This window comes from Streptomyces sp. NPDC014623 (genome assembly GCF_043088245.1).
Taxonomy (GTDB): Bacteria; Actinomycetota; Actinomycetes; order Streptomycetales; family Streptomycetaceae; genus Streptomyces.
This window is the reverse complement of record NZ_JBIBZU010000008.1, coordinates 229083-253270: the sequence shown is the minus strand read 5'-3', so window position 1 is coordinate 253270 and position 24188 is coordinate 229083. Positions and strand designations below refer to the sequence as shown.

Sequence of the window (24188 nt, the reverse complement as noted above, 5' to 3'; positions counted from 1 at the left end):
TCCACCTGCGAAGTCTGCCACAACAACTCAACCGTCAGAGACAGCCGTTGAGGCTGCGGGGTGGCAGCGGCGGCCCCCGGGGAGCAGACGTCTCCCCGGGGGCCGCGACGCCGGGACACGTGTCAGGGCGCGTCGACCAGATCGTGCTTGGGGACGGTCACCGTACGGGCGCCGGGCTTGCCGCCCAGAACGACCTTCCGCAGGGCGCTGTTGTTCCCGAGGTCGGTCTCCTTGAGCCGCTTCTCCGGGTTGGCCAGCACCTGGATGTAGTAGGTGCCGTTCGCCAGGCCGGTGATGTCGAAGGACTGGCCGGGGAGGTCCTGGGTGTACGTGTCACCGGAACCCACGTCGAGCACCTCCCGTACGGAGATGGAGTTCTCCTGACCGCACGCCGTGGACAGATCGGTGTTGTCCGGGTGCCAGTTCGCGTTCTTCACCGTGTAGTCGACCGCGTCGGTGTTGGCCAGGCAGAAGGCCTCCTTGCCGCTGCGCACGGTTTCCTTCCGGTCGGCCTTCAGCAGCCGGTAGCTCGCGAAGTCGGTGAAGTGCCAGTGCTCGTGACCCGGCCGGGGGTCCCACTCCATGGTGCCGGTGGGCGTGTAGCCGACCTGCTTGCCCGAGGCGTCGTAGAAGTACTGGTAGGCGTCCATCAGCTCGTTGCCCGGCTTGCGGAAGCCGTCCACCACCAGCTGCGCGGGACCCGCGTTCCACACGTTGGCACTGAAGGCCAGATAGTCCTTGCCCGGCGTATCGGCGTCGCCCTGACCGATGGTGATGCCGTAGGCGGGCAGCGAACGCAGGTCGGGCTTGGGGACGTCCGGCACGGTCGCCCTGCCCGTCGGACGCTGGGCGTTCGGCCGTGCGGCGGGAGCCTGCCGGGACCCGTCCGTGATGCCCGGCCCGTCGCCCTGCGCCGACCGGAGCCCCGCACGCCTGACGGCCCACGGCACGGCGGCGGGGGCGGGCGCGTGGGGGCCGTGGCCCACGTTGTACGAGGGCCCGGCTCCGGTGGTCCCGGACGCCGGAGCCGGTGTACGCGAAGCGGTGTGCCCGGCGTGGCCCGAGCGCCCGGACGTGTGGGCCGCGTGCCCCGGCGCCGAGCGGGCGCCGGGAGCGGCTGCGGTGCTCTCCTCCTCCCAGCTGCGCTCACGCACCGTCACCTTGACGGTCTGGGGCTTGTCGGCGATCTTGAACAGGTCGCGGTAGCGCTGGGTGACGGCCACTTCCGCGGTGTAGGTGCCGGCCGCGAGAGCGACCGGCGTCGCGTAGTAGCCGGCGTACGTGTTGGACGCCCAGCCGTTCTCGACACCCCATACCGAACCGAGCGTGAAGGGGTTCGTGGGGCAGCTCTCGGGATACTTCGACGTGGCCGGGGCGTCGGGCTGGATCCTGCCCGACGCGTTGTTCGGGCAGAACGACTCCGTGCGGCTCAGCACCGACTTGCCGGCGGCGTCCCGGAGCGTGATGCGGACGAAGTCCGGCAGCCCGGAGAAGTCCTTCACCAGTCCTTCGGGAAGGGGCTTGGTCCGGGTCTTCGCGCCCTCCCGGAGGACCTGGGTGGCGATGACCGGATCCTTGTAACTCTTGCGGGTCACCCGCAGCTCGAGCGGGGCGCCCGAGGCGGTGAGGTACGTCCCCAGGTCCAGGTAGACGCCCGGATCCTCCTTCCACGAGTCGAGCGTCACCGACTTCGACGCGGCGACCAGGCCGAGCTGGGGAGCAGGCCCCGCCTCCTTGCTGTCAGGCGCTGCGGCGACGACGCCGGCGGTCACGGTGATCGCCGCGGCGGCGGACACCGCCGGTCGCCACAGGCGGCTGCGGGGGGTTCTGGTGCTCATCGTTCTCCGATGTCCGAGTGCCCCGTGGGGGCGGTGGAGTCGCTTTGCCTGTGAGAGACGGCAACCACGGCCGGAGGTTGTCCGAAGGCAGATCAACCCCGGATTGTTGGCCGAAATCAGGCACGGGGGCGCACAATCAGACATTTCCGAGCTGTTTCCGTCTCATGCTTGAGATAGCTGTGCTAGAAGCTCCGATGCCTGTGTGACCGCTGACGGGCATGAAACGGGCACGTCCACGGGTGTTCCGGGCGGCATCCGGCCGGCCCGCCCGCGACGTGGCGCGGCCACCAGCGTGAAAGCCGCCGTGGAACGGGCATGAACGGGCGCAGCCTGTTGCGCGAATAAGCTGGTCGAACGACCGTTCCTGCTTGTACAAACAATGCGTGAGCCCGAACGGACGCAGGGGCCGCACCGGATTCGTACTAGCGCAGGGATGGTTTCGTGGGCACCGAGGAACGCCGACGAGGAATTCTCGAGACCGCCCGGCAGGACGGTTCGGTCGATGTGAACCGGCTGGCCGAACGGTTCCAGGTGGCCAAGGAGACCATCAGGCGTGATCTGCACACCCTCGAGGAACACGGTCTCGTACGCCGCACGCACGGTGGTGCGTACCCGGTGGAGAGCGCGGGGTTCGAGACCACGCTGGCGATGCGCACCACGCACCACGTGCCGCAGAAATCACGGATCGCGACGGCGGCCGCCGACCTGCTCGGGGACGCCGAGACGGTTTTCGTCGACGAGGGGTTCACCCCGCAGCTCATAGCGGAAGCCCTTCCCCGCGACCGGCCGCTGACCGTGGTCACCGCCTCCCTGGCGGTCGCCACGGTCCTGGCGGACGTGGAGAAGACCTCCGTGCTCCTGCTCGGCGGGCGCCTGCGGGGCAGCACCATGGCGACCGTCGACCACTGGGCCACCCGCATGCTCGCCGACTTCGTCATCGACCTGGCGTACGTCGGCGCGAACGGCATCTCCCGCCAGTACGGGCTCACCACCCCGGACCCGGCGGTCGGTGAGGTCAAGGCGCAGGCCATGCGCAGCGCCCGCCGCCGTGTCTTCGCGGGAGTCCACTCGAAGTTCGGAGCGGTGAGCTTCTGCCGCTTCGCCGGTGTCGGCGACTTCGAGGCCGTCGTCACCGACACGGGGCTGCCCTCGGCCGAGGCCCAGCGCTACTCCCTGCTCGGCCCGAACGTCATCCGGGTCTGACCCGGCCCGCCCTCCTCGCTCTCCCCGCCCCGCCAGGCGGACGGAGGGCGGCCCCGCCACGTCCGGAACCGCCGAGGAGGGCGGGAGGACACGGGCACCGATCCATGAGCCGCTACGACCGATCAGGAGAACTTATGCCCCACCAGCAACGACGCCGCGGCATCCGCGTGCGTGCGGTCGCGGGCACGGCAGTGATGACGTTCCTCGCCGCCGGGTGCGCCGGAGCGGGCGGCACCTCGTTCGGAGGAGGTGACGCACTGAACGTACTCATGGTGAACAACCCGCAGATGGTGGAGCTGCAGAAGCTCACCGCCGAACACTTCACCGAGGAGACCGGCATCAAGGTCCACTTCACCGTGCTCCCCGAGAACGACGTCCGCGACAAGATCAGCCAGGACTTCTCCAACCAGGCCGGCCAGTACGACGTCGGCACCATCAGCAACTTCGAGGTGCCCTTCTTCGCGAAGAACGACTGGCTGCACCCGCTCGACTCGTACGCCGCCGAGGACACCGCCTTCGACCAGGAGGACATCCTCGAACCCCTGCGGGAGTCACTCACCGCCGAGGGCAGGCTCTACGCCGAACCCTTCTACGGCGAGTCGTCGTTCCTCATGTACCGCAAGGACGTCTTCGAGGCGAAGGGGCTGACGATGCCCGAGCACCCCACCTGGAACCAGGTGGCCGGACTCGCGGCGGAGGCGGACGGCGCCGAGCCCGGCATGAAGGGCATCTGCCTGCGCGGACTCCCCGGCTGGGGCGAGCTCATCGCCCCGCTCACCACCGTCGTCAACACCATGGGCGGCACCTGGTTCACCGAGGACTGGGAACCCCGGCTCACCTCACCCGAGTTCAAGAAGGCCACGAAGTTCTACGTCGACCTCGTGCGCGAGCACGGGGAACGCGGCGCGTCCCAGGCCGGGTACGCCGAGTGCCTCAACAACATGACCCAGGGCAAGACCGCCATGTGGTACGACGCCACGGCCGGCGCCGGCTCGCTGGAGGCCGCGGGCTCGCCGGTCAAGGGGAAGATCGGTTACGTACCCGCGCCGGTCGAGGAGACCAAGAGCTCGGGGTGGCTCTACACCTGGGCCTGGGGCATCCAGAAGGCGTCCAAGAAGGCCGACGACGCATGGAAGTTCGTCTCCTGGGCCTCGAGCAAGGAGTACGAGACGCTCGTCGGCGAGACGAGCGGCTGGTCCGACGTCCCGGCCGGCAAACGGGCCTCCACCTACGACAACCCCGAATACCGCAAGGCGGCAGGCGCCTTCGCGGACGTCACCGAGCAGGCCATCTCCGGCGCCGACCCCAGGAACCCGGGCACCCAGCCGCGCCCCGTGCCCGGCATCCAGTTCGTCGGCGTCCCCGAGTTCACCGATCTCGGCACCAGGGTCGCGCAGGAGATCAGCGCGGCCATAGCCGGCCGCCAGTCCGTCGACAAGGCGCTGGCCACCTCCCAGAAGCTGGCCGAACAGGTCGCCAAGGAGTACCGATGACCACAGCAGTCGGCACCACGCCCCAGTCACCACCCCGGCCCCCGGCCGCCCCCGCCCGCAAGAAGACAGGCCCCCGGGCCTGGGCCACCAGGGCTCCGCTCCTGCCCGCCCTGGTCTTCCTGATCGTCGTCACCCAGCTGCCCTTCGTGGCGACCCTGGTGATCTCCCTCTTCGACTGGAACTCCCTCAACCCCGACAAACGCGCGTTCAACGGGCTCGACAACTACGCCTCCGTCTTCACGGACGCCGCGCTCCGCGACTCGGTCGTCACCACGATCATGCTCACCACGGGTGTCGTCGTCGCCACCGTGGTCATCGGCCTCGCCCTGGCGCTGCTCCTGGACCGTACGTTCTTCGGCCGCGGCCTGGTCCGCACCCTGCTCATCACGCCGTTCCTGATCGTGCCCGTCTCCGCCGCGCTGCTGTGGAAGCACGCGCTCTACAACCCGGAGTACGGCCTCCTCAACGGCGCGCTGAGCTGGATCGGGGAGCTCTTCGGGGACACCACCGCGAGCCAGCCGGACTGGATCGCCGACATGCCGCTGCTCGCCGTCATCGCCGCGCTGGTCTGGCAGTGGACGCCGTTCATGATGCTGATCCTGCTCGCGGGGCTCCAGAGCCGGCCCGCGGAAGTCGTCGAAGCCGCGCGCCTCGACGGGGCGAGCGCCTGGCAGACCTTCCGTTACCTGACCCTGCCGCACCTGCGCAGGTACCTCGAACTCGGGGTCCTGCTCGGCGCCGTCTACATCGTGCAGAACTTCGACGCGGTGTTCACCATCACCGCCGGAGGACTGGGCACCGCCAACCTTCCGTACACGATCTACCAGACCTTCTACCAGGCCCACGAATACGGACTGGCGTCCGCCGCGGGAGTCGTCGTGGTGATCGGCACGATCATCATCGCCACCTTCGCGCTCCGGACCGTCTCGTCCCTCTTCAGTGAGGAGGCGAACCGCGCATGACCACCACCACCGTCCCCGCCCCGTCCGCGCGGCGGGTCCTGCGCAGAGCCAAACGACGCAACACCGCGCTCGGCCTGCTGGCCTGGGCGGCAGGACTCGCCTTCTGCCTGCCCGCGCTGTGGATGCTGCTGACGTCGCTGCACGCCGAGTCCGACGCAGCGACCAACCCGCCCTCCCTCTTCGCACCGCTCACCCTCGACGGCTACCGGGCCTTCTTCGGCGCCGACACCGGCGTCACCCCGTGGCCGCCGCTGCTCAACTCCCTGGGCGCCTCCTTCTTCTCCACGGTCCTGGTGCTCCTGCTGGCGCTCCCGGCGGCGTACGCCCTGTCCATCAGGCGCGTCCGCAAGTGGACGGACGTGATGTTCTTCTTCCTCTCCACGAAGATGCTCCCCGTCGTCGCGGGACTCCTCCCCGTCTACCTGTTCGCCAAGAACGCCGGGATGCTGGACAACATCTGGCTCCTCGTCCTGCTCTACACCTCGATGAACCTGCCGATCGCCGTCTGGATGATGCAGTCCTTCCTCGCCGACATCCCGGTGTCCGTCATCGAGGCAGCCCAGGTCGACGGCGCGAGACTGCCGACCGTCCTGGCCCGCGTGGTCGCTCCGATGGCCGCGCCGGGCATCGCGGCGACCGCCCTGATCTGCTTCATCTTCAGCTGGAACGAACTGCTCTTCGCACGGGTGCTCACCGGTGTCGTCGCCCAGACCGCCCCCGTCTTCCTCACCGGATTCGTCACCAGCCAGGGCCTCTTCCTCGCCCAGCTGTGTGCCGCGTCCGTCGTCGTGTCCCTGCCGGTGCTCGCCGCCGGCTACGCCGCCCAGGACAAACTCGTCCAGGGCCTGTCTCTTGGAGCAGTGAAATAATGCGGGCAGCGATCGTCGAAGCCCCCGGCAAGGTCTCCGTCACCACCGTCCCCGACCCCACGCCCGGCCCCCGTGAGGTCGTCGTGTCCGTCGCCTCGTGCGGGCTGTGCGGCACCGATCTGCACATCCTGCAGGGCGAATTCGCGCCCACCCTGCCGCTCGTCCCCGGCCACGAGTTCGCCGGGGAGATCGTGGGCGTCGGGCGTGACGTCACGGAGCTGGCCGTCGGTGACCGGGTCGCCGTCGACCCCTCCCTGCACTGCCACGAGTGCCGTTACTGCCGCAGCGGACGCGGCAACCTCTGCGAGCGCTGGGCCGCCATCGGCGTCACCGTCTCCGGCGGCGCCGCCGAGTACGCCGTCGCACCCGTGGCCAACTGCGTCAAACTGCCCGAGCACATCGACGTCAAGGACGCCGCCCTGATCGAGCCGCTGTCCTGCGCGGTCCGGGGCTACGACGTACTGAGCAGCACTCTCGGTGCCGAGGTGCTCATCTACGGCTCCGGGACCATGGGCCTGATGATGCTGGAGCTCGCCAAGCGCACCGGGGCGGCCGGCGTCGACATCCTGGACGTGAACCCCGAGCGCCTCGCCACGGCCGCCCTCCTCGGCTGCTCCCGGTCCGCGGCCGGGGCCGACGAGCTGGACCGCCCCGCCGGCTGGGACGTCGTCATCGACGCCACCGGGAACGCGGCCGCCATCCAGGACGGCCTGGGACGCGTCGCCAAGGGGGGGACGTTCCTCCAGTTCGGGGTGGCCGACTACGCGACGACGGCGGTCATCGAGCCGTACCGCATCTACAACCAGGAGATCACCATCACCGGCTCGATGGCCGTCCTGCACAGCTACGAACGCGCCGCAGCGCTCTTCGCCACCGGAGTGCTCGACCCCGCCGTCTTCATCAGCGACCGGTTGCCGCTCGAGCAGTACCCGCAGGCCATCGACCGCTTCAAGGCGGGCATCGGCCGCAAGATCGTGGTGGAGCCGTGACGGGCGGGCCCGGCGCCGTCCTCGTGCTGGGGGAGGCCCTCATCGACCTCGTGCCCGTGGCCGGGGACGGCGGCGTACGGGCCGCCCAGTTCGGCGGGGCTCCGGCGAACGTCGCCGTCGGGCTGGCCAGGCTCGGCACCCCCGTGTCGTTCGCCGGGGGGCTGGGCGGCGACGGCTTCGCCCGCACGATCGAGGACCGGCTGAGCGCGGCCGGGGTCGATCTCACGCTCTGCGAACGCTCCGGCCTGCCCACCGCGCTGGCCGTCGCCGAACCGGGGGCCGGGGGGACGGGGTACCACTTCCATCTCCAGGACACGGCGACGTTCCGGCTGCCCGGCCTCTCCGCACGCGCCGCCGGTTTCGGAGCCGTGTACGTGGGCGGCCTCGCGGCCGTCGTCGAGCCGGCGGCATCGGCCGTACGGTCGACCGCCCTCGCGGCCTCGGAGCACTCCCTCCTCGTCGTGGACCCCAACGTCCGCCAGGACCGCACCCTCGGCACGGACCACGGCTCGGCGGCGCTTCGGGAACTGTGCGGTCTCGCACATGTCGTGAAGGCCAGCGACGAGGACCTGGAACGGCTGTGGCCGGGGGCCGATCCCGAGGAGACGTGCCGCAAGCTGGCGGACGGCGGGCGGCTGGTGGTCCTCACCCGGGGTGCGAGGGGCAGCACGGCGTACACGGCGACCGCGCCCCCCGTGTCCGTGGCGGCCACACCGGTGGAGGTGGTCAACACGATCGGCGCGGGGGACGCGTTCGCCGCGGGCCTGCTGAGCCGGATGGGCGCCCTCGGCACCTTCACGGCGACCCCCGGGCCGGGGGAGGTGCGGGACATGCTGGCCTACGCCTCCGAGGCCGCCGCTTCGGTGTGCGCGCAAGCGGGCACAGAGCCCTCCGTGGCGTAGAGGGCGGGCGGACCGTGGACATGCGCACCCGCGTGCGGGTGCGCATCCTGGCTGTGTGACCTGGAGCCCCGAAGGCAGCCGAACGCCCGACGGCCTGTCGCTGGTGCTCGCCCAGGCCGTGGTGAGCGCCGTCGACGCCGTCGGGGGGTACGCGGGCGGGGTCTACCTGCGCTCCAGGACGCCGGGCCTCCTCCTCATGGCGGTGCTCGCGGGGCTGCCCGTTTCCCTGCTGCGTCCCTGGTGGCGGATGCATGTGAACCGGCCCTTCCCGGTGGCCGAGGCCTATCGTTCGAACAGCCCGGTGTATCTGGGCGACGCGGAGGCCGCCATGCGCCGGTTCCCGCAGCTGATGGCGGGACTGCCCTTCCCCTTCGGATCGCTCTACGTGCCCGTACCGGCCGGGACCACACCCGTGGGCGTGCTCGTCGTCCTGCGCTACGCGACCCGGGGCGAGCCGGTCGGGGGAGCCGACCGCCGACGGATGGAGGCCGTCGCCCGGAGCCTCGGCGCCGACATCGCCGCACAGGACGCACCGGCCGAGTGGGAGGGCGAGCCCATGCCCGTACGGCTTCCTTCGGACACCGCGCGGCAGCTGCGCGTCGGTCACTTCGAGTGGGACACGGGCAGCGGAGCGGTCACCGCGGACGACTGCACGCACGAGATTCTGGGCCATGCGCCCACGGACGCACCGGTGCGTTCCATGGAGGCGCTCACGGCGGGGCTGCTGCCCGAGGACCTGTACGGACTGTGGACGCTGGGCAGCAGGGCCGCGCGGTCGGCGGAACCCCATGTGCGCCGGATGCCGCTCTGGGGGCCCGACGGCAGCCCTCTTCTGGTCGAACTCTCCGGCCCCGGGGAGCGCGGAGGCCCGGCGGGCCTGCTGACCGGGGTCCTGTGCGACCCCGGAGCGGGCCCGGCCGTCCCCGACGCGGCCGACCGGATCCCGCGTGGCACGCTCTCCCACGACAGGCTCGGACGGATCACCTATGTCAACCGTGCGGCGGAGGAGATCCTCGGTCACAGCCGGGCGGAGCTGACCGGCCGGCCCCTGGGGGAGGCGCTGCCCTGGCTGGCGAACCCGGCCTACGAGGACCACCGCCGGGCCTCCCTGTTCTCGGACGACCCGGTCCACTTCCTCGCCAGGCGGACGCCGACCCAGTGGCTGTCCGTGGCGATGTTCCCCGGCCGCGACGGTGTCACGATCACCCTCAGCCCCTCCGGGCGGCCCGGCCACACACCGCAAGCCGGTGCCACCCCGGGAGAAGAACTCGGCTCACCGGCCGATCGCTCCACCGTCCTGTACCGGCCGGTCGCCCTGGCCATCGCGCTGACGGAGGCCGTCACGGCGCGTCAGGTGTCGGCGGTGGTCACGGAGGAGCTGCTGCCCGCCTTCGGCGGCCGGCAGCTGGCCATCTACCTCCAGAACGAACGGCGCCTCTACCTGGCCTGGGAGACGGGCTTCCCCAAGGGTTTCCTCGACCGGTTCGACGGGGTCGGCCTCGACACCCACATCCCCGGAGTGGAGACGCTCACGACCGGCCGGCCGCTGTTCTTCGAGTCCATGGAACAACTGGGCGACGCCTACCCCGGCATTCCCATGGACGCCAGTGTCGGCGCCCGTGCCTTCCTGCCGCTCATCGCCTCGGGGCGCCCCGTCGGTTCGTGCATCCTCGGTTTCGACCAGCCCCGCGGTTTCAGCCCGGAGGAGCGCGCCGTGCTGACCGCGCTGGCAGGGCTCATCGCCCAGGCACTGCAGCGCGCCCAGCGCTACGACACCGAGGCCGCGCTCGCCAGGGGGCTCCAGGACGCCCTCCTGCCCCACCGGCTCCCCGTCGTCGACCACGTCGAAACCGTCGGGCGTTACCTCTCGGGCACCCAGGACATCGAGGTCGGGGGCGACTGGTACGACGTCATCGAGACCGGCAGCGGACTGGCCCTGGTCATCGGGGACGTCCAGGGGCACGGTGTCGCCGCAGCCGCCACCATGGGTCAACTGCGCAGTGCCGTACGGGCCTTCGCTCTCATCGGGCACGAGCCGCAGGAAATCATGAGTGCCACCAACCGGCTTCTCATCGGCCTCGACCCCGGCCAGTTCGCCAGTTGCTGCTACGTGCTGCTCGACCCCGCCACCGGCGCCACCTCGGCCGTACGCGCCGGGCACCCCCAGCCCGTCCTGCGGCACCCCGACGGCCGGACCGAGGTCCTGGACCTCCCCGGGGGCGTGGTGCTCGGTGTCGACCCCGGTGCCTCCTATCCCGTCACGGAACTCCTGCTCAGCCCCGGAGGCGTCCTGGCACTGTTCACGGACGGACTCGTGGAGAAGTCGGGTACGGACATCGACGAGGGCATCGAGCGTTTGCGCAGCACCCTGGCCGCAGTGGGCCACATGCCGCTCGCCGTGACCGCGGACCGCATCATCGGACAGGCCGGGCAGGACGACGACCGGCCCGACGACATCGCGCTGCTCATGGCCGCCCGTGAGGGCCCACCCCGCTGATTCCCGCAGGTGGCGGCAGTGTGCGGTGTCCGTCATACGGACGCACCCGGTGCGGACTGCGTCCAAGGCGCCTCGGTGAGGCATCCTCTGCTGGTCGGGCAGAACGGGTCCGTGGCGGTGAGTGGATCATCCGCCGCGGTCTGTGACGGAGAAGGATTCGAAAACCAGATGGCAGACAACACGGACCTGTTGGCCTTCGTGCGGGCGCGTCTCGCCGAGGAGGAGGACATCGCACGGGAAGCGGGCGGTGACGGCTGGCGGACCCCGGCCGAGGCGCCCGGCGAGGTGCACGACCGCACGAGCGGTATCGCCTTCGTCGTACGGTCGCGCGGCTACGACCGGCACATCGCCTTCCAGGACCCGGCGCGCACCCTGCACCGCATCGAGACCACCAGGGTCCTCCTGGACGAGTACGAGGAGATCGCGGCCCTGGACACCGACCGCCCGGCGCAGGACTTCACCTCGGGCCGAGCCGTCGGGCTGGGGTTCGTCGTCCGGCAGATGGCCGCCGAGCACGCCGGTCACCCCGGCTACCGGGTGAAGTGGCTGCCGCGGTTCTCCCACTGGGGGCCGCCCTCCTCCGCGGAGTGAGGCCCTGCCCGGGCCGTGTGACGGCCCGAGGTTCCCGGCTCCGCCGGACGGCGCCCCGGGTGCGGGCCCAGGCGCGGGCCCGCTCGTCTCGTGGGGCGGCATGCCGCCGGTGATGCTTAGGTGGAAGCACCGCCCGTTCGCGAGCCGGTGCCGGGCGGCGCCGTCGCGGTCCACCCGGAGGAGGCACGTATGACGGATACAGCTGGTCCCCTGGAGGGCCGGGTCGCCGTCGTGACCGGCGCCGCGCGGGGTGTCGGCGCCGCCGTCGCCCGGGAGCTGGGGAGCCGTGGCGTCACGGTCGCCCTGATCGGCCGGGAGGCGTCGGGCCTGGCCCGGGTGCGGGGCTCGCTCCCCGGCCCGGCACGGTGCTGGGAGGTCGATGTCACCGACGACGCGGGAATGGCGGAGGCGGCGGACGAGGTCAGGGAGCAGCTCGGGCCCGTGTCGGTCGTGGTCGCCAACGCGGGACTCGCGGAAGGCGGTCCCTTCGCGGAGTCCGACCCGGTGACCTGGCGGCGGGTGATCGAGGTGAACCTGATCGGGAGCGCGATCACCGCACGGGCCTTCCTGCCCCAACTGCACACCACGCGGGGTTACTACCTGCAGATAGCCTCGCTGGCCTCCATCGGAGCCGCGCCGATGATGAGTGCCTACTGCGCCTCCAAGGCCGGTGTGGAGTCGTTCGCGCACTCGCTGCGTGCCGAGCTGGCCCATCAACACGTCGGCGTCGGCATCGGCTACCTGAACTGGACCGACACCGAAATGATCCGCGGCGTCGACCAGCAGCCCGTGCTGCGCGAGCTGCGGGCACACATGCCGCGGCCCGCGCGCAAGGTCTACCCGGCGGAGACCGTGGCGCGCCACATGGTGCGGGCGGTCGAGCGGCGCAGTGCCGCCGTGTACTCGCCCGGGTGGCTCCGGGCCACGCAGTGGGTGCGTGCCGCGATGCCCCCGGTCGTCACGGCGTATTCGAAGCGCGAGCTGCCCAGGCTGAAGCAGAGGGTTCCGTTCGAGCCGACCGGGCTCCTGGGGGCCGGCGGCCGGGCCGACGCCGCGGCCCGGCGGGGAGCGGACGGCTGATGCGCGTCCGCCGGGAGCGGAGAGGTGCCGGGCCGACCGGAGGGGAGCGGCAGGCGTACGGAGTCTGACTGAGTACGGGAAACGGCGCGTCTGAGTACGCGACCCGATCCGCGCACCGGGACTTCGGCGGTCGAATGGGCACCATGGACCCCGAGACGCCGACGCGCCCCCGCATCCGGAACCTGACCTGCGCCGGTACGGCGCTGGCCGTGACCCTGCTCCCGCTCGCCGCCGGCGTCCTGCTGGCCAGGTCGATGGCTCTGGATCCGATGGCACCTGTGAACGCGCTGATCGCCGGTGGCGGCCAGCGCGTCCGTCTCGCGCCTTCGAGCTGGATGCTGAAGGCTCGAACGCGCGATCTTCTTTCCCGGCGGTGAGGGAACTCCTGTCCGGGTAAGCGCTCTCGCTCCTGCTGCACGGCTCCTCGTCGTCGAGGCGGGGACGCCCGGGGGAGCGGGGCCGGATGGAACGGGGCGGCATGACCAGGCGGACGGCTCCCGAAAGGATCGGTGTAACGGTCAACGATTGACAGATGGGTGATCTTCGGCATTCGTGCCGAATGCAGTCGTGTGTGACGGAGATGTCCGCACTTCGTCACGCGGATCAGGGCACTTTCCGGCTATCTCGAAAGCGGGACGAAGGCTGCGTTCCCGGCACGACGCCGGGGTCGGAAAACGCCCGGCGCTTCGTTCCGGGCCTGCATGACGAGGGGTTTCCATGTCCCGTGCCGCACGACGGATCACCGCCACCGTCCTCGCCTCCGGCGCGCTGCTCGCCGCAGCGGCCCTGCCGGCAACGGCCGATGGCCGGAACCGCGGTCACCACCGGTCGGCGCAGCGCTCCGCTGTCGTCCTGGACAAGATCCAGTACGACAGCCCCGGCCGCGACAACGGCTCCGACCGCAGTCTGAACGCCGAGTGGGCCACCGTCACCCACACCAGTCGTCACTCCGTCGACCTCCGCGGCTGGACGCTCACCGACGAGAGCCGGCGCTCGTGCAGGTCCGGTCTGCGGCTGCCCGGCCGCTCCTGCGTCCGCGTCCACACCGGTGCCGGCCGTGACACCCGGCACGACGTGTACCAGGACCGTCGTCACTGCACGGGGGACAGCGGGGACACCGCCACGCTCCGCGACGACCGCGGGCACACGGCCGAATCCGAGTCCTGGGGCCGGCACCGCGACGGCGGCCGCCGCGGCAACCGCTGAGCGGCACCGGCAGGGGGAGCGGCGTTCTCCCTGACCGAAACGGAGTACCACGGCTCGCCCCGTGGGGCGCCGGTTCCGTGCGGCCGCACCCGCTGGGGGGCGGGGCCTGTGCATCAGGAGGCCGCGGGTGATGTCAGGATGGACTCATGACCATCAAGGCGTATTTCGACATCACCATCGACGACCAGCCCGCCGGGCGGATCGTGTTCAACCTCTTCGACGACGTGGCCCCCAAGACGGCGGAGAACTTCCGCGCGCTGGCCACCGGTGAGCAGGGCTTCGGTTACGCGGGCTCGCCGTTCCACCGGGTCATCCCGGACTTCATGCTCCAGGGCGGTGACTTCACCCGGGGCGACGGCACCGGCGGCAAGAGCATCTACGGCGAGAAGTTCGCCGACGAGAACTTCACCTTGAAGCACAACAAGCCGGGTCTGCTCTCGATGGCCAACGCCGGACCGAACACCAACGGTTCGCAGTTCTTCATCACCACCGTCGTCACCCCGTGGCTGGACGGCAAGCACGTCGTGTTCGGTGAGGTCGCGGACGAGGCGAGCATGGAGCTCGTCCGCAAGATCGAGTCCTACGGCTCCTCGACCGGCAAGACCAAGGCGAAGATCGCCGTCTCCGAGTCCGGCGTCCTCTGACGCACGTGACGGTGCTCCTGGCCGGATTCCACCGGTCGGGAGCACCGGCCTGCGCCGCGCGGCCTGCGTGACGGCGGCCGCCCAGCCCTCGAGCGCTGCCGTGGGGCCGTGAGGTCCAGCTCGGCCAGCCGGCCCCTGAAGCCCGGCTGGGCGACCCCGAGCGGCGCGTCCGCGGAGGGGAGGGCGGAGGCGAGCGATGAGGCTGTCAGCCGGCTCCGGGCTCCGGCGAGCACAGGGGTGCCGTCGCTGACGACGTGGCTCACGGACCGCACCACCCGCTCCGGGGGCGCGCCGACCGCTGCGAGCGCGACCAGCGCGCCGGCCATGACCTGGCCGGCCTGACCGCCGGGCCCACAGGGGCCCCCGTCCGGCCGGGAGGGCACTGCCCGGTCAGGTGGGCCGTCCTCCCGCTCCGGCCACGGTGATGTGGTGGCCCGGTATCGCGTGCGGCTCCTCGGGGTCGGTCTCTTGGAGGCGGGAAGGCTCCGAGGCCATGGCGCTGATCCCGCGTCCCGGCCGCCGGCGGTCGACGTGAGCAACGTCTGCCGGAAGGCGTGCCGGGGCGGGGAGTGCCAGGGTGGACACAGCCCCGCACACCGCGGGCACCGGACGAAAGGGCGGCAGGGTGCGTATCGATCTCTCCGGCAGGACCGCGGTCGTGACCGGCTCCTCGCAGGGCATCGGGCTCGCCGTCGCCACCGGGCTGGCCGGTGCCGGAGCGCGCGTCGTGCTGACCGGCCGGGGCCAGGGGAGGCTCGACGAGGCCGTGGGCGCCCTGCGCGGCACCGAACCGGAAGCCGACGTACTCACGGTCGCCTGCGACCTCGCCACCGAGCAGGGGGCGGCAGAGCTGCACGCGGCGGCCCCCGTCGCGGACATCCTCGTCAACAACCTCGGCATCTTCGGCTCCCGGCCTCCGCTGGAGATCACCGATGAAGAATGGCGGGCCTACTTCGACACCAACGTCCTCAGCGCGGTGCGCCTGATCCGCCACTACCTGCCGGGCATGACCGAGCGGGGATGGGGCCGTGTCCAGAACATCGCGAGCGACTCAGCGATCGTCATTCCCGCCGAGATGATCCACTACGGCATGTCGAAGACCGCACTGCTCGCTGTCTCCCGGGGCTTCGCCAAGGAGGCCGCGGGCACCGGGGTGACGGTGAACTCCGTGATCGCCGGGCCCACGCACACCGGCGGTGTCGAGGACTTCGTCCACGAACTCATGGGCGGTGACCTCCCCTGGGACGAGGCCCAGCGCGCATTCATGCGCGTACACCGTCCGCAGTCCCTGCTCCAGCGGCTGATCGAACCGGAGGAGATCGCGAACCTCGTCGTCTACCTCAGTTCCCCGCAGGCGTCGGCCACCACGGGCGCGGCCGTGCGGGTGGACGGCGGTTACATCGACTCGATCGTGCCCTGAAACCCCGGGCTGGCATGATCGGGGCATGGACGAGCGCATCATCGCCGCGTGTGACGGGGCATCGAAGGGTAATCCGGGACCTGCGGCCTGGGCGTGGGTCGTGGCCGACGGCCAGGGGAACCCCCGGCGGTGGGAAGCGGGCCCGCTGGGCACCGCCACCAACAACGTCGCCGAACTCACCGCCCTGCTGGAACTGCTGAAGTCGACCGACCCGGCCGTGCCCGCCGAAGTGCGCATGGACTCGCAGTACGCGATGAACGCGGTGACCAAGTGGCTGCCGGGGTGGAAGCGCAACGGCTGGAAGACGTCGGCGGGAAAGCCGGTCGCCAACCGGGAGCTGGTGGTCGGCATCGACGAGTTGCTGAGCAGCCGGAGCGTGACCTTCCGCTACGTGCCCGCGCACCAGGCGGGCGGTGACCCGCTCAACGCCCTGGCGGACCAGGCCGCGAGTGAGGTGGCCGTTTCGCAGCAGGCCGCGGGGACCGCGCACGGCACCGTGGACATGCCGGTGCCGGCCCCCGCCCGCTCGACGAAGAGCCGGGCCGCGGGCGCCGGGACGGTCAGGGGAGGGGCTGGGGGCGACTCCACGGGCCGGGCGCGCTCCGGCGCCACGATCCGGGCGAAGTTCGCCGGCCGGTGCCACTGCGGCAAGCCGTACGCGGCCAAGGACATGATCGCCAAGAGCCCGGCCGGCTGGGGCCACCCGGAGTGCCGGGCGGCGCTCGCCTGACCGGCGCGAGGAGTCAGAGGACGGTCCGGACGAGCCGGCCGGACACGTTGGTGCGTGTGCCCCATCGTGAGGCCGGCGCGTCCACGAGCATGAGACCACGGCCGCCCCCGGCCACCGCCGCGGGGCCGAAACCGTCGCTCACACCGTCCGGCCGGCCCGGGACCGCCGGGCCGGCGGCCCTTTGTGTCATGAGGCCCGTTCGCCGGAGCGCCGTACGACTCCGGGCTCCGCGGACCGGGCAGCGCCGGTATGGTGCCGCCGGCCGCGGTTCCACACGCAGATGCGCGTCCCCCGGCCGGGGGCGCGCAGCAGGCGGCACCGGAGCCGCCGGCCCGAGTTCCACGGCGTTCGTGACCGGCCCCGGCCATGACCAGGGCCGCCGTTTCGACGCGCTCTCCCCGGCTTCGCATGGCTTCCTGCGCCCGGTGCCTGGCCACGGGGACGCCCCGGGGGAGGCGGAAGAGCCACCCGCTCTGTGCGCTGCGTCCGCCCGAGCCCCCGAGGGCCGGGCGTATGCAGGTGCCCCTTTCCCTCATGTACGCACGCTCCGTGCGGAATACGCGCTTTGCGCGAGGCGGAAGGCCGGGACGGTTCCGGACCGGCACTGATCGATTCAGGACCCGCACGCTTCGCAGCGCGCGAGGAAGGGCACGCCGATGAGGCTGCGGCTCGGCCCCACCGTCCGGCACCGTGTCCTGGTGGGGCGCCTGCGCATACCGCGGGGCCGCGCGGGCGTCAGCCTCCAGGAGACAGCCGTGGTGCTGAGGGCCCACCCCACCACCGTCCGGCGCACCGAGACCGGGCTCGACACGCACCGGGCCGCGTCCTCCTGAAGTGCTACGAGGTGTCCCCCGGCGGAGGCCGAGCCGATCACGGGAGGGCTCACCGAGGGCCGGCCTGCCGGGCTGGTGGCACAGGTGGCGGGACGTGAGGGAGCTGCGGCAGCAGGAGGTCACCGGAATCAAGCCGTCCGGACCTGGCACCCGGCTCCGGTCCCCGGACCGCTGCGCACCCCGGCCTGCGAGGCAGTCCTGTGCCGGGCCCTCACCGCCGGCACCGCTCCGCGGTGCGGGCCGGCACCTCGAACCGCTGGCGCGGCGGCAGTGCCGGCCGGAGGGGCGCGGGGCTGCCCTCCGGGCGCTGGTCCCGGCCGCCCCCCACACGGGCGTCGGCGGACCCGCGGTGACGGCCGGACAGCGGGCGGCACGGGAGGAGCCGTGCACCGGCCGCACCTCACGGTGCGGCTCGTGCCCCTCGGCTCCCCCCGCACCCCGTGACCGGCGTCCCGCCGCTGCACCTGCTGCGCGTCCCGGTCCCGGAGATCGGCGACCGGGCGGTCCTGGAGACCCCCGGGACCCGGGGGGACGTCATCGACGATCCGGCCGCCGCCATGGACCACCGCATCCGGCTGGCCGCCGCGTGCGCGACTGCGCCGCATCCGGGCTCGACCCCGCCGGAAGGGGCTCCGGGTGCCGGAGAACGCTGAAGGCCGGTCCCGCCGGGGTTTCGAACGCCCGATGGCGGTCACGCGCACAGTGCGCACCGAAAACCGCTGCCCAGCAGAGACCGGCGGACCGTTTCCCGTGAGAAGGAGTGAGAGACATGGACAACTGGCGCACGCACGCGGCGTGCCGCGAAGAGGACCCCGACCTGTTCTTCCCCATCGGCAGCACCGGTCCCGCGCTCGTACAGGCGGAGGAGGCCAAGGCCGTCTGCGGTGCCTGCCCTGTGCGGGAACAGTGTCTGGACTGGGCCCTGGAGAACAGCCAGGACGCGGGAGTGTGGGGAGGCCTGGACGAGAACGAGCGCCGCGCCCTCAAGCGCCGCCGTGCCCGGCAACAGGCCAGGAGCCACGGGTGACACCTGCGGCCCCCGGCCGCCCCGTGAGGAGATGATGAGTCATGGACACCTCGGTCCGGTTCATCGCCGGCGCGCTCCTGCTGCTGCTCCTGCTCCTGTTCATGGCGGGCGCCGCCGTCCTGCTGGTGCGGGTCGTCCGGGCCAGGAGACTCCTCGTCGACGCGGGTGTCCCCCTGCGCGACAAGGCACTCGTGTGGGCATCGGTGATCTACACCGTGTCGCCCGTCGACCTGCTGCCGGACCCCGTCTACCTCGACGACATCGGCTTCCTGCTGCTCGCCCTGCGCTCCCTGCGCTCCGCGGCCCACGCGGCCGGCGTGGGGCGGGGGCAGGAGGCCGCGACACCGACGGAGTCCGGTGGCAACCTTTCGGCGTCCGGGAGCAACTGAGGGGGCGTAAGCCGTCCCCGGCCAGAAGGTGCCTCTCGTGGAGCCTCTGCTTCCCCCCGCCGATCCCCGTCCCCGCCGCAGACGCCGTACCATCCGTGCCCGCACGCTGATCGGCGCTCTGGCGGCGGGGCTGCTCGCCGCAGGCGGGCTCGTCGCACTCGGCCCCGCCTCGCAGGCCGCCACCGCCCGGCAGGCGGAGGCGCTCGACCGCGGCGTGGTGAGCGTGCACACCGGCAGCGGGAACCTGGTCAGCTGGCGCTGGCTGGGTACCGACCCCGACAACGTGTCGTTCAACGTCTACCGGGCAGGTACCAAGGTCAACGCCTCGCCGGTCACCGCGTCCACGAACTACTTCCACTCCGGCGCCCCCGCCACCGCCGACTACACGGTGCGCGCGGTCGTCGGCGGCGTGGAGCAGAGCGACTCCGTGCACGCGATCCAGTTCCGTGCCGGATACAAGGACGTGCCGATCAGCCCGCCCGCCGGCGGGACGACACCCGACGGGGTCGCCTACACCTACGAGGCCAACGACGCCTCCGTCGGTGACCTCGACGGCGACGGCGCCCTCGACTTCGTACTGAAGTGGCAGCCCACCAACGCCAAGGACAACTCGCAGTCCGGCTACACGGGCAACACGATCATCGACGGCGTCCGCCTGGACGGCACCCGGCTCTGGCGGATCGACCTGGGGCGCAACATCCGTTCCGGCGCTCACTACACACAGTTCCAGGTCTACGACTACGACGGTGACGGCCAGGCCGAGGTGGCCATGAAGACGGCCGACGGCAGCGTCGACGGCGCCGGTAAGGTGATCGGCAGCTCCTCCGCCGACCACCGCAACTCATCCGGATACGTCCTGTCCGGCCCCGAGTTCCTGACGATGTTCAACGGGAGGACGGGCGCGGCGATGGGCACCGCCGACTACGTGCCCGCGCGCGGCACGGTGTCGTCATGGGGAGACTCCTACGGCAACCGGGTCGACCGCTTCCTCGCCGGCACGGCTTATCTGGACGGCTCCAGGCCGTCCCTGATCATGGCACGCGGCTACTACACGCGCAGCGTCATCGCCGCCTGGGACTGGCGGGGCGGTACTTTCACCCGCCGCTGGACCTTCGACACGAACAGTTCGACCAACGCCGGCAGGGGGTACGACGGCCAGGGCAACCACCAGCTGTCCGTCGCCGACGCCGACGGAGACGGCAAGGACGAGATCGTCTACGGCGCCATGACCGTGGACGACAACGGCAGCGGACTGTGGACGACGAGGAACGGCCACGGGGATGCCATGCACGTGGGGGATCTCGATCCCTCCAGGGCGGGTCTCGAGGAGTTCAAGGTCTCCGAGGACAGCTCGAAGCCGTCCTCGTGGATGGCGGACGCCAGGAACGGCCAGATCCTCTGGTCAACGCCCGCGGGCGGGGACAACGGACGCGGTGTGTCCGGTGACATCTGGTCCGGAAGCGCCGGTGCCGAGTCCTGGTCCTCCGCCGTCTCCGGTCTGCGCGGTCCGAAGGGCGCCGTGGTCACCAGTCGCAAGCCGTCCAGTTCCAACTTCCTGTCCTGGTGGGACGGCGACACCACGCGTGAACTCCTCGACGGCACCCGCATCGACAAGTACGGCACATCGGCCGACACCCGCCTGCTGACCGGGGCGTCGGTCCACTCCAACAACGGCACCAAGGCCACGCCCGCGATCTCGGGCGACCTCTTCGGCGACTGGCGTGAGGAAGTGGTCTGGCCGACCACCAACAACACGGCCCTGCGGATCTACTCCACGCCGCACGAGACCGGCACGAAGATCACCACACTGCTCCACGACACCATGTACCGGACAGCACTGGCCTGGCAGAACACCGCGTACAACCAGCCACCGCATCCCAGCTTCGCCATCGGCAGCGGGATGCCGGCCGCGCCCCGGCCGAGCATCACCACGCCGTAGCGTGCCGCGGGCCGTGACCCCCTCACCCGGGGCACGGCCCGCTCACCCGTGACGCAGGAGCCGGCGGCCGGAACGGCGGATCACCCCGGGGCCGTCTCAGGATGTCGCGGAGCGGCGCGGCCCGGGACCGGTGCGCTCGGCCGGCCGCTCACTCGCCCGTCACCGGGTCGCGCCCGGTGAGGCAGTAGATGCCGCCCGCCGGGTCCCGCATCACCGTCCACCCGTCTCCGTCACGTACGAATCCGGCACCGAGCCGTTCGTGCAGGGTCCGGGTGGCGACGAGGTCCGAACAGGCCATGTCCGGGTGGGCCGAAGCGGCGCGGGGCTCCTCCAGGCGCTGGACGAGCAGACGGACGGGCAGGTCCACGGGCGGGCGGAGAACGTGGAATTCGAGGTGGACGCCCGGGCCGGCGTCCCAGCCGGTCAGCGTGACCCAGAAATCGACCTCGGCCGCGAAGGCGGAGGGTGACACGTCGAGGCAGATCTGGTCCAGGCGGCTCGCGGTCCCTGCGGGGCCGGGGACGACCGGCGGCCGTGTCGTCTGTCCCCGCCATGGCACGACACAGAACGGCTGGCCCCCGGGGGAACGCAGCACCGTTAGTTCCGGATGCGGTGCCTGGGCCTCGGCGCCCAGCCGGCGGGCCCGTACGGTGAAGGCGGACATGTCGTCCACCGCCAGATCGGGATGTGCTCCGCCCGGCCCGTCCACCGCCTGGGTCACCAGGCACGCGTCGGCTCCGTCCGGAAGCAGGGTGGTGAATTCACCCCGCTCGCCCCACGGCGTCGAGACGCGTGTCCCGGTCACCTCGCTCCAGAAGGCGGCGGCGCGGCCGCCCGTGGCTTCAGGGCGGTCGATGAAGGCGTATGTCCAGCGGATCACGGTGCTCCCTCTGCGGCGGTGCGGGGCCTGCTCCCGGTCTTCATCGTGTCAGGGGCGTGGCCCGGAGGGCCGGCTTCACCACTCGTTCACCGGCTGGATCCGTCTGCGGCATTCCCTCGCACGCTGCGGGGACCTACGCTCGGCCGCGAGCCGATCAGCACTGCCCGCGCGAGGCCCGGGTGGTGTTGACAACGTTGTCCCCCCTGTCGGAGGTATCCGAGAACATGCCCTCCAGACCGTCAGCGGCCCGGCGTCCCGCCGCACGGGCCGCCGCGATCGTCCTCACCGGCGCGCTGGCCGGAGCCTTCCTGCCGCCGGCCGCCCAGGCCGGCACGCTCGTCACGCGGCCCACCGCCTACGTGGATCCGATGATCGGCACGGCGAACGGCGGCAACACCTACCCCGGTGCGGTCCGCCCGTACGGCATGATCGCCTGGTCGCCGACCAGTACCACGGGTGACCAGACGAGCACCGGGGCCGCCAACGGTTACGAGTACGGGGTGACCCGGATGCGCGGCCTGAGCCTCACCCATGTCAACGGTGCCGGGTGCAACCCCGGCGCCGCGGGTGATGTGCCGATCATGCCGTTCGTCGGCGATGTCACCTCCTCGCCGTCCGCCGACACCGAGGACGCCGTCTACGCGTCCGGCTTCTCGCACGACGACGAGCGTGCCGTGCCCGGCCGTTACACCGTCGGACTGGACTCCGGCGCCACCGCGGACCTGGCGGTGAGCGAGCGCGCGGGCGTGGCCGACTTCAGCTTTCCGGCGGACGAGCCGGCCAGCCTGCTCTTCCGGGTGTCCAACTCCCTCAACGGCAGTGAGGACGCCGAGATCGAGATCGACACCGCGCACCGCAAGGTGACCGGTTCGGTGCTCACCGGGGCGTTCTGCGGCAGGCGTGCCAACGGCGGCACCAACAACCGCAAGAGCTACTACCGGCTCTACTTCAGCGCCTCCTTCGACCGCGACTTCGCCACCACGGGCACCTGGCACGACAGCGATCTCACTCCGGGTGGGACCAGGTCGAGCGGCGGCGAGGGATACGCCACCGGAGCCGACCGTGCCGGGAGGGGATCCGGCGGCTGGGTCGGTTTCGACACCTCGGCGGACGACGACGTCCGCATGCGGATCGGCATCTCCTACGTGAGTCAGGCCGGCGCCGAGGCCAACCTCCGCAAGGAGATCGCACCGAGGGAGAGCGTCGACGACGTGGCCAGGGCGGGAGCCGCCGCCTGGGACCGCGAGCTCGCCTCCGTGCGCACCGGTGGCGGCAGCGAGGCGCAGCGCACCTCGTTCTACACCGCGTTGTACCACTCGCTGATGCAGCCGAACCTGATCAGCGACACCGACGGCCGCTACCCGGGCATGGACGGGAAGCCGCACCGTGTGACGCGCGGTCAGAAAGCCCAGTACAGCAACTTCTCCGGCTGGGACCAGTACCGTGCCCAGATCCAGCTCCTCGCCCTCCTCAAACCGAGGATCGCGGGCGACTTCGCCCAGTCGCTGTACAACTTCGCCCGGCAGAACGGCGGTGTCTGGGACCGTTGGGTGCACGTCAACGGCGCCACGCACGTGATGACGGGCGACCCGACGGCCGCCACCCTCGCCACCTTCTACGCCATGGGGGTGCGCAACTTCGACTACGAGGGTGCCTACGCGTCCCTGGCCCGCCAGGCCACGGTGCCCCATCCGGACGGCCTCTCCGACGCCGGCTGCCCCGGTCAGTGCACCGGACAGCGGCCCAACCTCGCCCAGTACCTGGAATCCCGCTACGCGGCCCATGACGTCTGCCACTGCTGGGGCGGTGCCGCCGAGACCCTCGAGGACTCGGTCGCCGACGCGGCGCTCGGCCGCTGGGCGCGGCTGCTGGGACGTGACGAGGAAGCAGCCGCCTTCGAGGAACGTGGCCTCTGGTGGCGCAACGTGTTCAACCCCGAGGCCGGCGACGGCGCAGGGACCACCGGCTACGTCCAGGCGCGCAACCTCGACGGCTCCTGGGTGACCCCGTTCAGCCCCGGCGGCGACCGGGGCTTCGCGCAGGGCACCAGTGCCACCTACACCTGGATGGTCCCGCAGGACGTGCAGGGCCTGGCGGAGGCCATGGGCGGCCGGGAGGCCGCGGCGAAGCGGCTGGACGGCTTCTTCCACAAGGCGGACGGCTCCTGGTCGCTCAAGGGCGGCGACGCGCTGCGCTACGACCCGACCAACGAGCCGGGTATCCACGCCCCTTGGCTCTACAACGCGCTGGGACAGCCCTGGAAGACCCAGGAGACCGTACGCGAGATCGTGAACACGGTCTACGGGACCGGCCCGCGCGGCCTGCCGGGCAACGACGACCTCGGCACGATGTCGGCCTGGTACGTCTTCTCGGCCCTCGGCCTCTATCCGCAGACGCCGGGCAGCGCCACCATGCTCCTCGGAGCCCCGCTCTTCCCGTCGGCGGTGCTGGACCGGCCGCAGGGCGGGGACATCCGCATCAGCGCGCCGCAGGCCGATGCGAGACATCCGTACATCGACGCGGTGAGGGTCGACGGGCGGGCGAGCGACAGGTCCTGGACGGACGCCCGGCTGGTCACCCGGGGAGGGTCGCTGACCTACCGGCTCGCCGACCGGCCGAACACGTCCTGGGCCACGGGACCTGAGGGCCTTCCGCGGTAGTACATCAACCGCGGCCTCGGTGAGGGACCCGGCGGG

The 24188-nt window shown here is 71.6% G+C and carries 22 protein-coding genes; 20 read left to right on the top strand and 2 right to left on the bottom strand.

The genetic code is table 11. From position 1 onward, the window contains the following. Positions 1-122: 122 nt before the first annotated feature. Entirely contained in the window at positions 123-1838 is a 1716-nt protein-coding gene (locus tag ACF1FZ_RS15970) for a lysyl oxidase family protein (RefSeq protein WP_391773983.1), read from the bottom strand. A 441-nt stretch (positions 1839-2279) separates the two neighbouring features. On the opposite strand from ACF1FZ_RS15970, the gene ACF1FZ_RS15965 reads away from it, so the two are divergent. The 19 genes from ACF1FZ_RS15965 (at position 2280) to ACF1FZ_RS15875 (ending at position 20612) form a co-directional block, all read left to right on the top strand. After that, positions 2280-3041: a DeoR/GlpR family DNA-binding transcription regulator gene (locus tag ACF1FZ_RS15965; RefSeq protein WP_391773982.1), complete on the top strand. Its 762-nt coding sequence runs from the start codon at positions 2280-2282 to the stop codon at positions 3039-3041. 134 nt (positions 3042-3175) lie between these two features. Then, a complete protein-coding gene (locus tag ACF1FZ_RS15960) occupies positions 3176-4534 on the top strand; it encodes an ABC transporter substrate-binding protein (RefSeq protein ID WP_391773981.1) in 1359 nt (452 codons plus the stop codon). Next, the gene (locus tag ACF1FZ_RS15955; protein ID WP_391773980.1) at positions 4531-5496 is read left to right on the top strand and encodes a carbohydrate ABC transporter permease; all 966 of its coding nucleotides are present in this window, start codon (positions 4531-4533) and stop codon (positions 5494-5496) included. The genes ACF1FZ_RS15960 and ACF1FZ_RS15955 overlap by 4 nt, the downstream gene beginning before the upstream one ends. Continuing rightward, a complete protein-coding gene (locus tag ACF1FZ_RS15950; protein ID WP_391773979.1) occupies positions 5493-6365 on the top strand; it encodes a carbohydrate ABC transporter permease in 873 nt (290 codons plus the stop codon). Before ACF1FZ_RS15955 ends, ACF1FZ_RS15950 begins: the two co-directional genes overlap by 4 nt. Beyond that, positions 6365-7354: a zinc-dependent alcohol dehydrogenase family protein gene (locus ACF1FZ_RS15945; RefSeq protein WP_391773978.1), complete on the top strand. Its 990-nt coding sequence runs from the start codon at positions 6365-6367 to the stop codon at positions 7352-7354. Before ACF1FZ_RS15950 ends, ACF1FZ_RS15945 begins: the two co-directional genes overlap by 1 nt. Further along, positions 7351-8256 carry a PfkB family carbohydrate kinase gene (locus tag ACF1FZ_RS15940; protein ID WP_391773977.1) on the top strand — a complete coding sequence of 302 codons (906 nt, stop codon included), beginning with the start codon at positions 7351-7353 and terminating at the stop codon, positions 8254-8256. Before ACF1FZ_RS15945 ends, ACF1FZ_RS15940 begins: the two co-directional genes overlap by 4 nt. Positions 8257-8311: 55 nt before the next feature. After that, positions 8312-10753, top strand: a complete 2442-nt coding sequence (locus tag ACF1FZ_RS15935; RefSeq protein WP_391773976.1) for a SpoIIE family protein phosphatase — start codon at positions 8312-8314, stop codon at positions 10751-10753. A 168-nt stretch (positions 10754-10921) separates the two neighbouring features. Continuing rightward, complete coding sequence (locus ACF1FZ_RS15930; RefSeq protein ID WP_391773975.1) at positions 10922-11344, top strand: DUF6221 family protein; 423 nt, start codon at positions 10922-10924, stop codon at positions 11342-11344. 189 nt (positions 11345-11533) lie between these two features. Further along, positions 11534-12424, top strand: a complete 891-nt coding sequence (locus ACF1FZ_RS15925; RefSeq protein ID WP_391773974.1) for an SDR family oxidoreductase — start codon at positions 11534-11536, stop codon at positions 12422-12424. A gap of 143 nt (positions 12425-12567) precedes the next feature. Beyond that, positions 12568-12801: a hypothetical protein gene (locus tag ACF1FZ_RS15920; RefSeq protein ID WP_391773973.1), complete on the top strand. Its 234-nt coding sequence runs from the start codon at positions 12568-12570 to the stop codon at positions 12799-12801. Positions 12802-13141: 340 nt separating this feature from the next. Next, entirely contained in the window at positions 13142-13630 is a 489-nt protein-coding gene (locus ACF1FZ_RS15915) for a lamin tail domain-containing protein (RefSeq protein ID WP_391773972.1), read from the top strand. A 146-nt stretch (positions 13631-13776) separates the two neighbouring features. Then, positions 13777-14274 carry a peptidylprolyl isomerase gene (locus tag ACF1FZ_RS15910; RefSeq protein WP_391773971.1) on the top strand — a complete coding sequence of 166 codons (498 nt, stop codon included), beginning with the start codon at positions 13777-13779 and terminating at the stop codon, positions 14272-14274. 625 nt (positions 14275-14899) lie between these two features. Further along, on the top strand, positions 14900-15694 hold the full coding sequence (locus ACF1FZ_RS15905) for an SDR family NAD(P)-dependent oxidoreductase (protein ID WP_391774029.1): 795 nt from the start codon (positions 14900-14902) through the stop codon (positions 15692-15694). A 25-nt stretch (positions 15695-15719) separates the two neighbouring features. Further along, complete coding sequence (locus tag ACF1FZ_RS15900) at positions 15720-16424, top strand: ribonuclease H (RefSeq protein WP_391773970.1); 705 nt, start codon at positions 15720-15722, stop codon at positions 16422-16424. Positions 16425-17080: 656 nt separating this feature from the next. After that, entirely contained in the window at positions 17081-17257 is a 177-nt protein-coding gene (locus ACF1FZ_RS15895; protein WP_391773969.1) for a hypothetical protein, read from the top strand. Between the two features lie 440 nt (positions 17258-17697). Then, a complete protein-coding gene (locus tag ACF1FZ_RS15890; protein ID WP_391773968.1) occupies positions 17698-17910 on the top strand; it encodes a hypothetical protein in 213 nt (70 codons plus the stop codon). A 116-nt stretch (positions 17911-18026) separates the two neighbouring features. Then, positions 18027-18284: a WhiB family transcriptional regulator gene (locus ACF1FZ_RS15885; RefSeq protein ID WP_391773967.1), complete on the top strand. Its 258-nt coding sequence runs from the start codon at positions 18027-18029 to the stop codon at positions 18282-18284. Positions 18285-18325: 41 nt separating this feature from the next. Continuing rightward, positions 18326-18673, top strand: a complete 348-nt coding sequence (locus ACF1FZ_RS15880; RefSeq protein ID WP_391773966.1) for a YkvA family protein — start codon at positions 18326-18328, stop codon at positions 18671-18673. A gap of 37 nt (positions 18674-18710) precedes the next feature. Continuing rightward, a complete protein-coding gene (locus ACF1FZ_RS15875; RefSeq protein WP_391773965.1) occupies positions 18711-20612 on the top strand; it encodes a rhamnogalacturonan lyase in 1902 nt (633 codons plus the stop codon). 148 nt (positions 20613-20760) lie between these two features. Here ACF1FZ_RS15875 and ACF1FZ_RS15870 read toward each other — a convergent pair whose 3' ends face one another. Further along, positions 20761-21492, bottom strand: coding sequence for a VOC family protein (locus ACF1FZ_RS15870; protein WP_391773964.1), 732 nt, complete (start codon positions 21490-21492; stop codon positions 20761-20763). A gap of 224 nt (positions 21493-21716) precedes the next feature. On the opposite strand from ACF1FZ_RS15870, the gene ACF1FZ_RS15865 reads away from it, so the two are divergent. Further along, positions 21717-24152 (top strand): GH92 family glycosyl hydrolase, encoded by a 2436-nt coding sequence (locus ACF1FZ_RS15865; RefSeq protein WP_391773963.1) that lies wholly within the window; start codon positions 21717-21719, stop codon positions 24150-24152. The last annotated feature ends 36 nt before the right edge of the window (positions 24153-24188 follow it).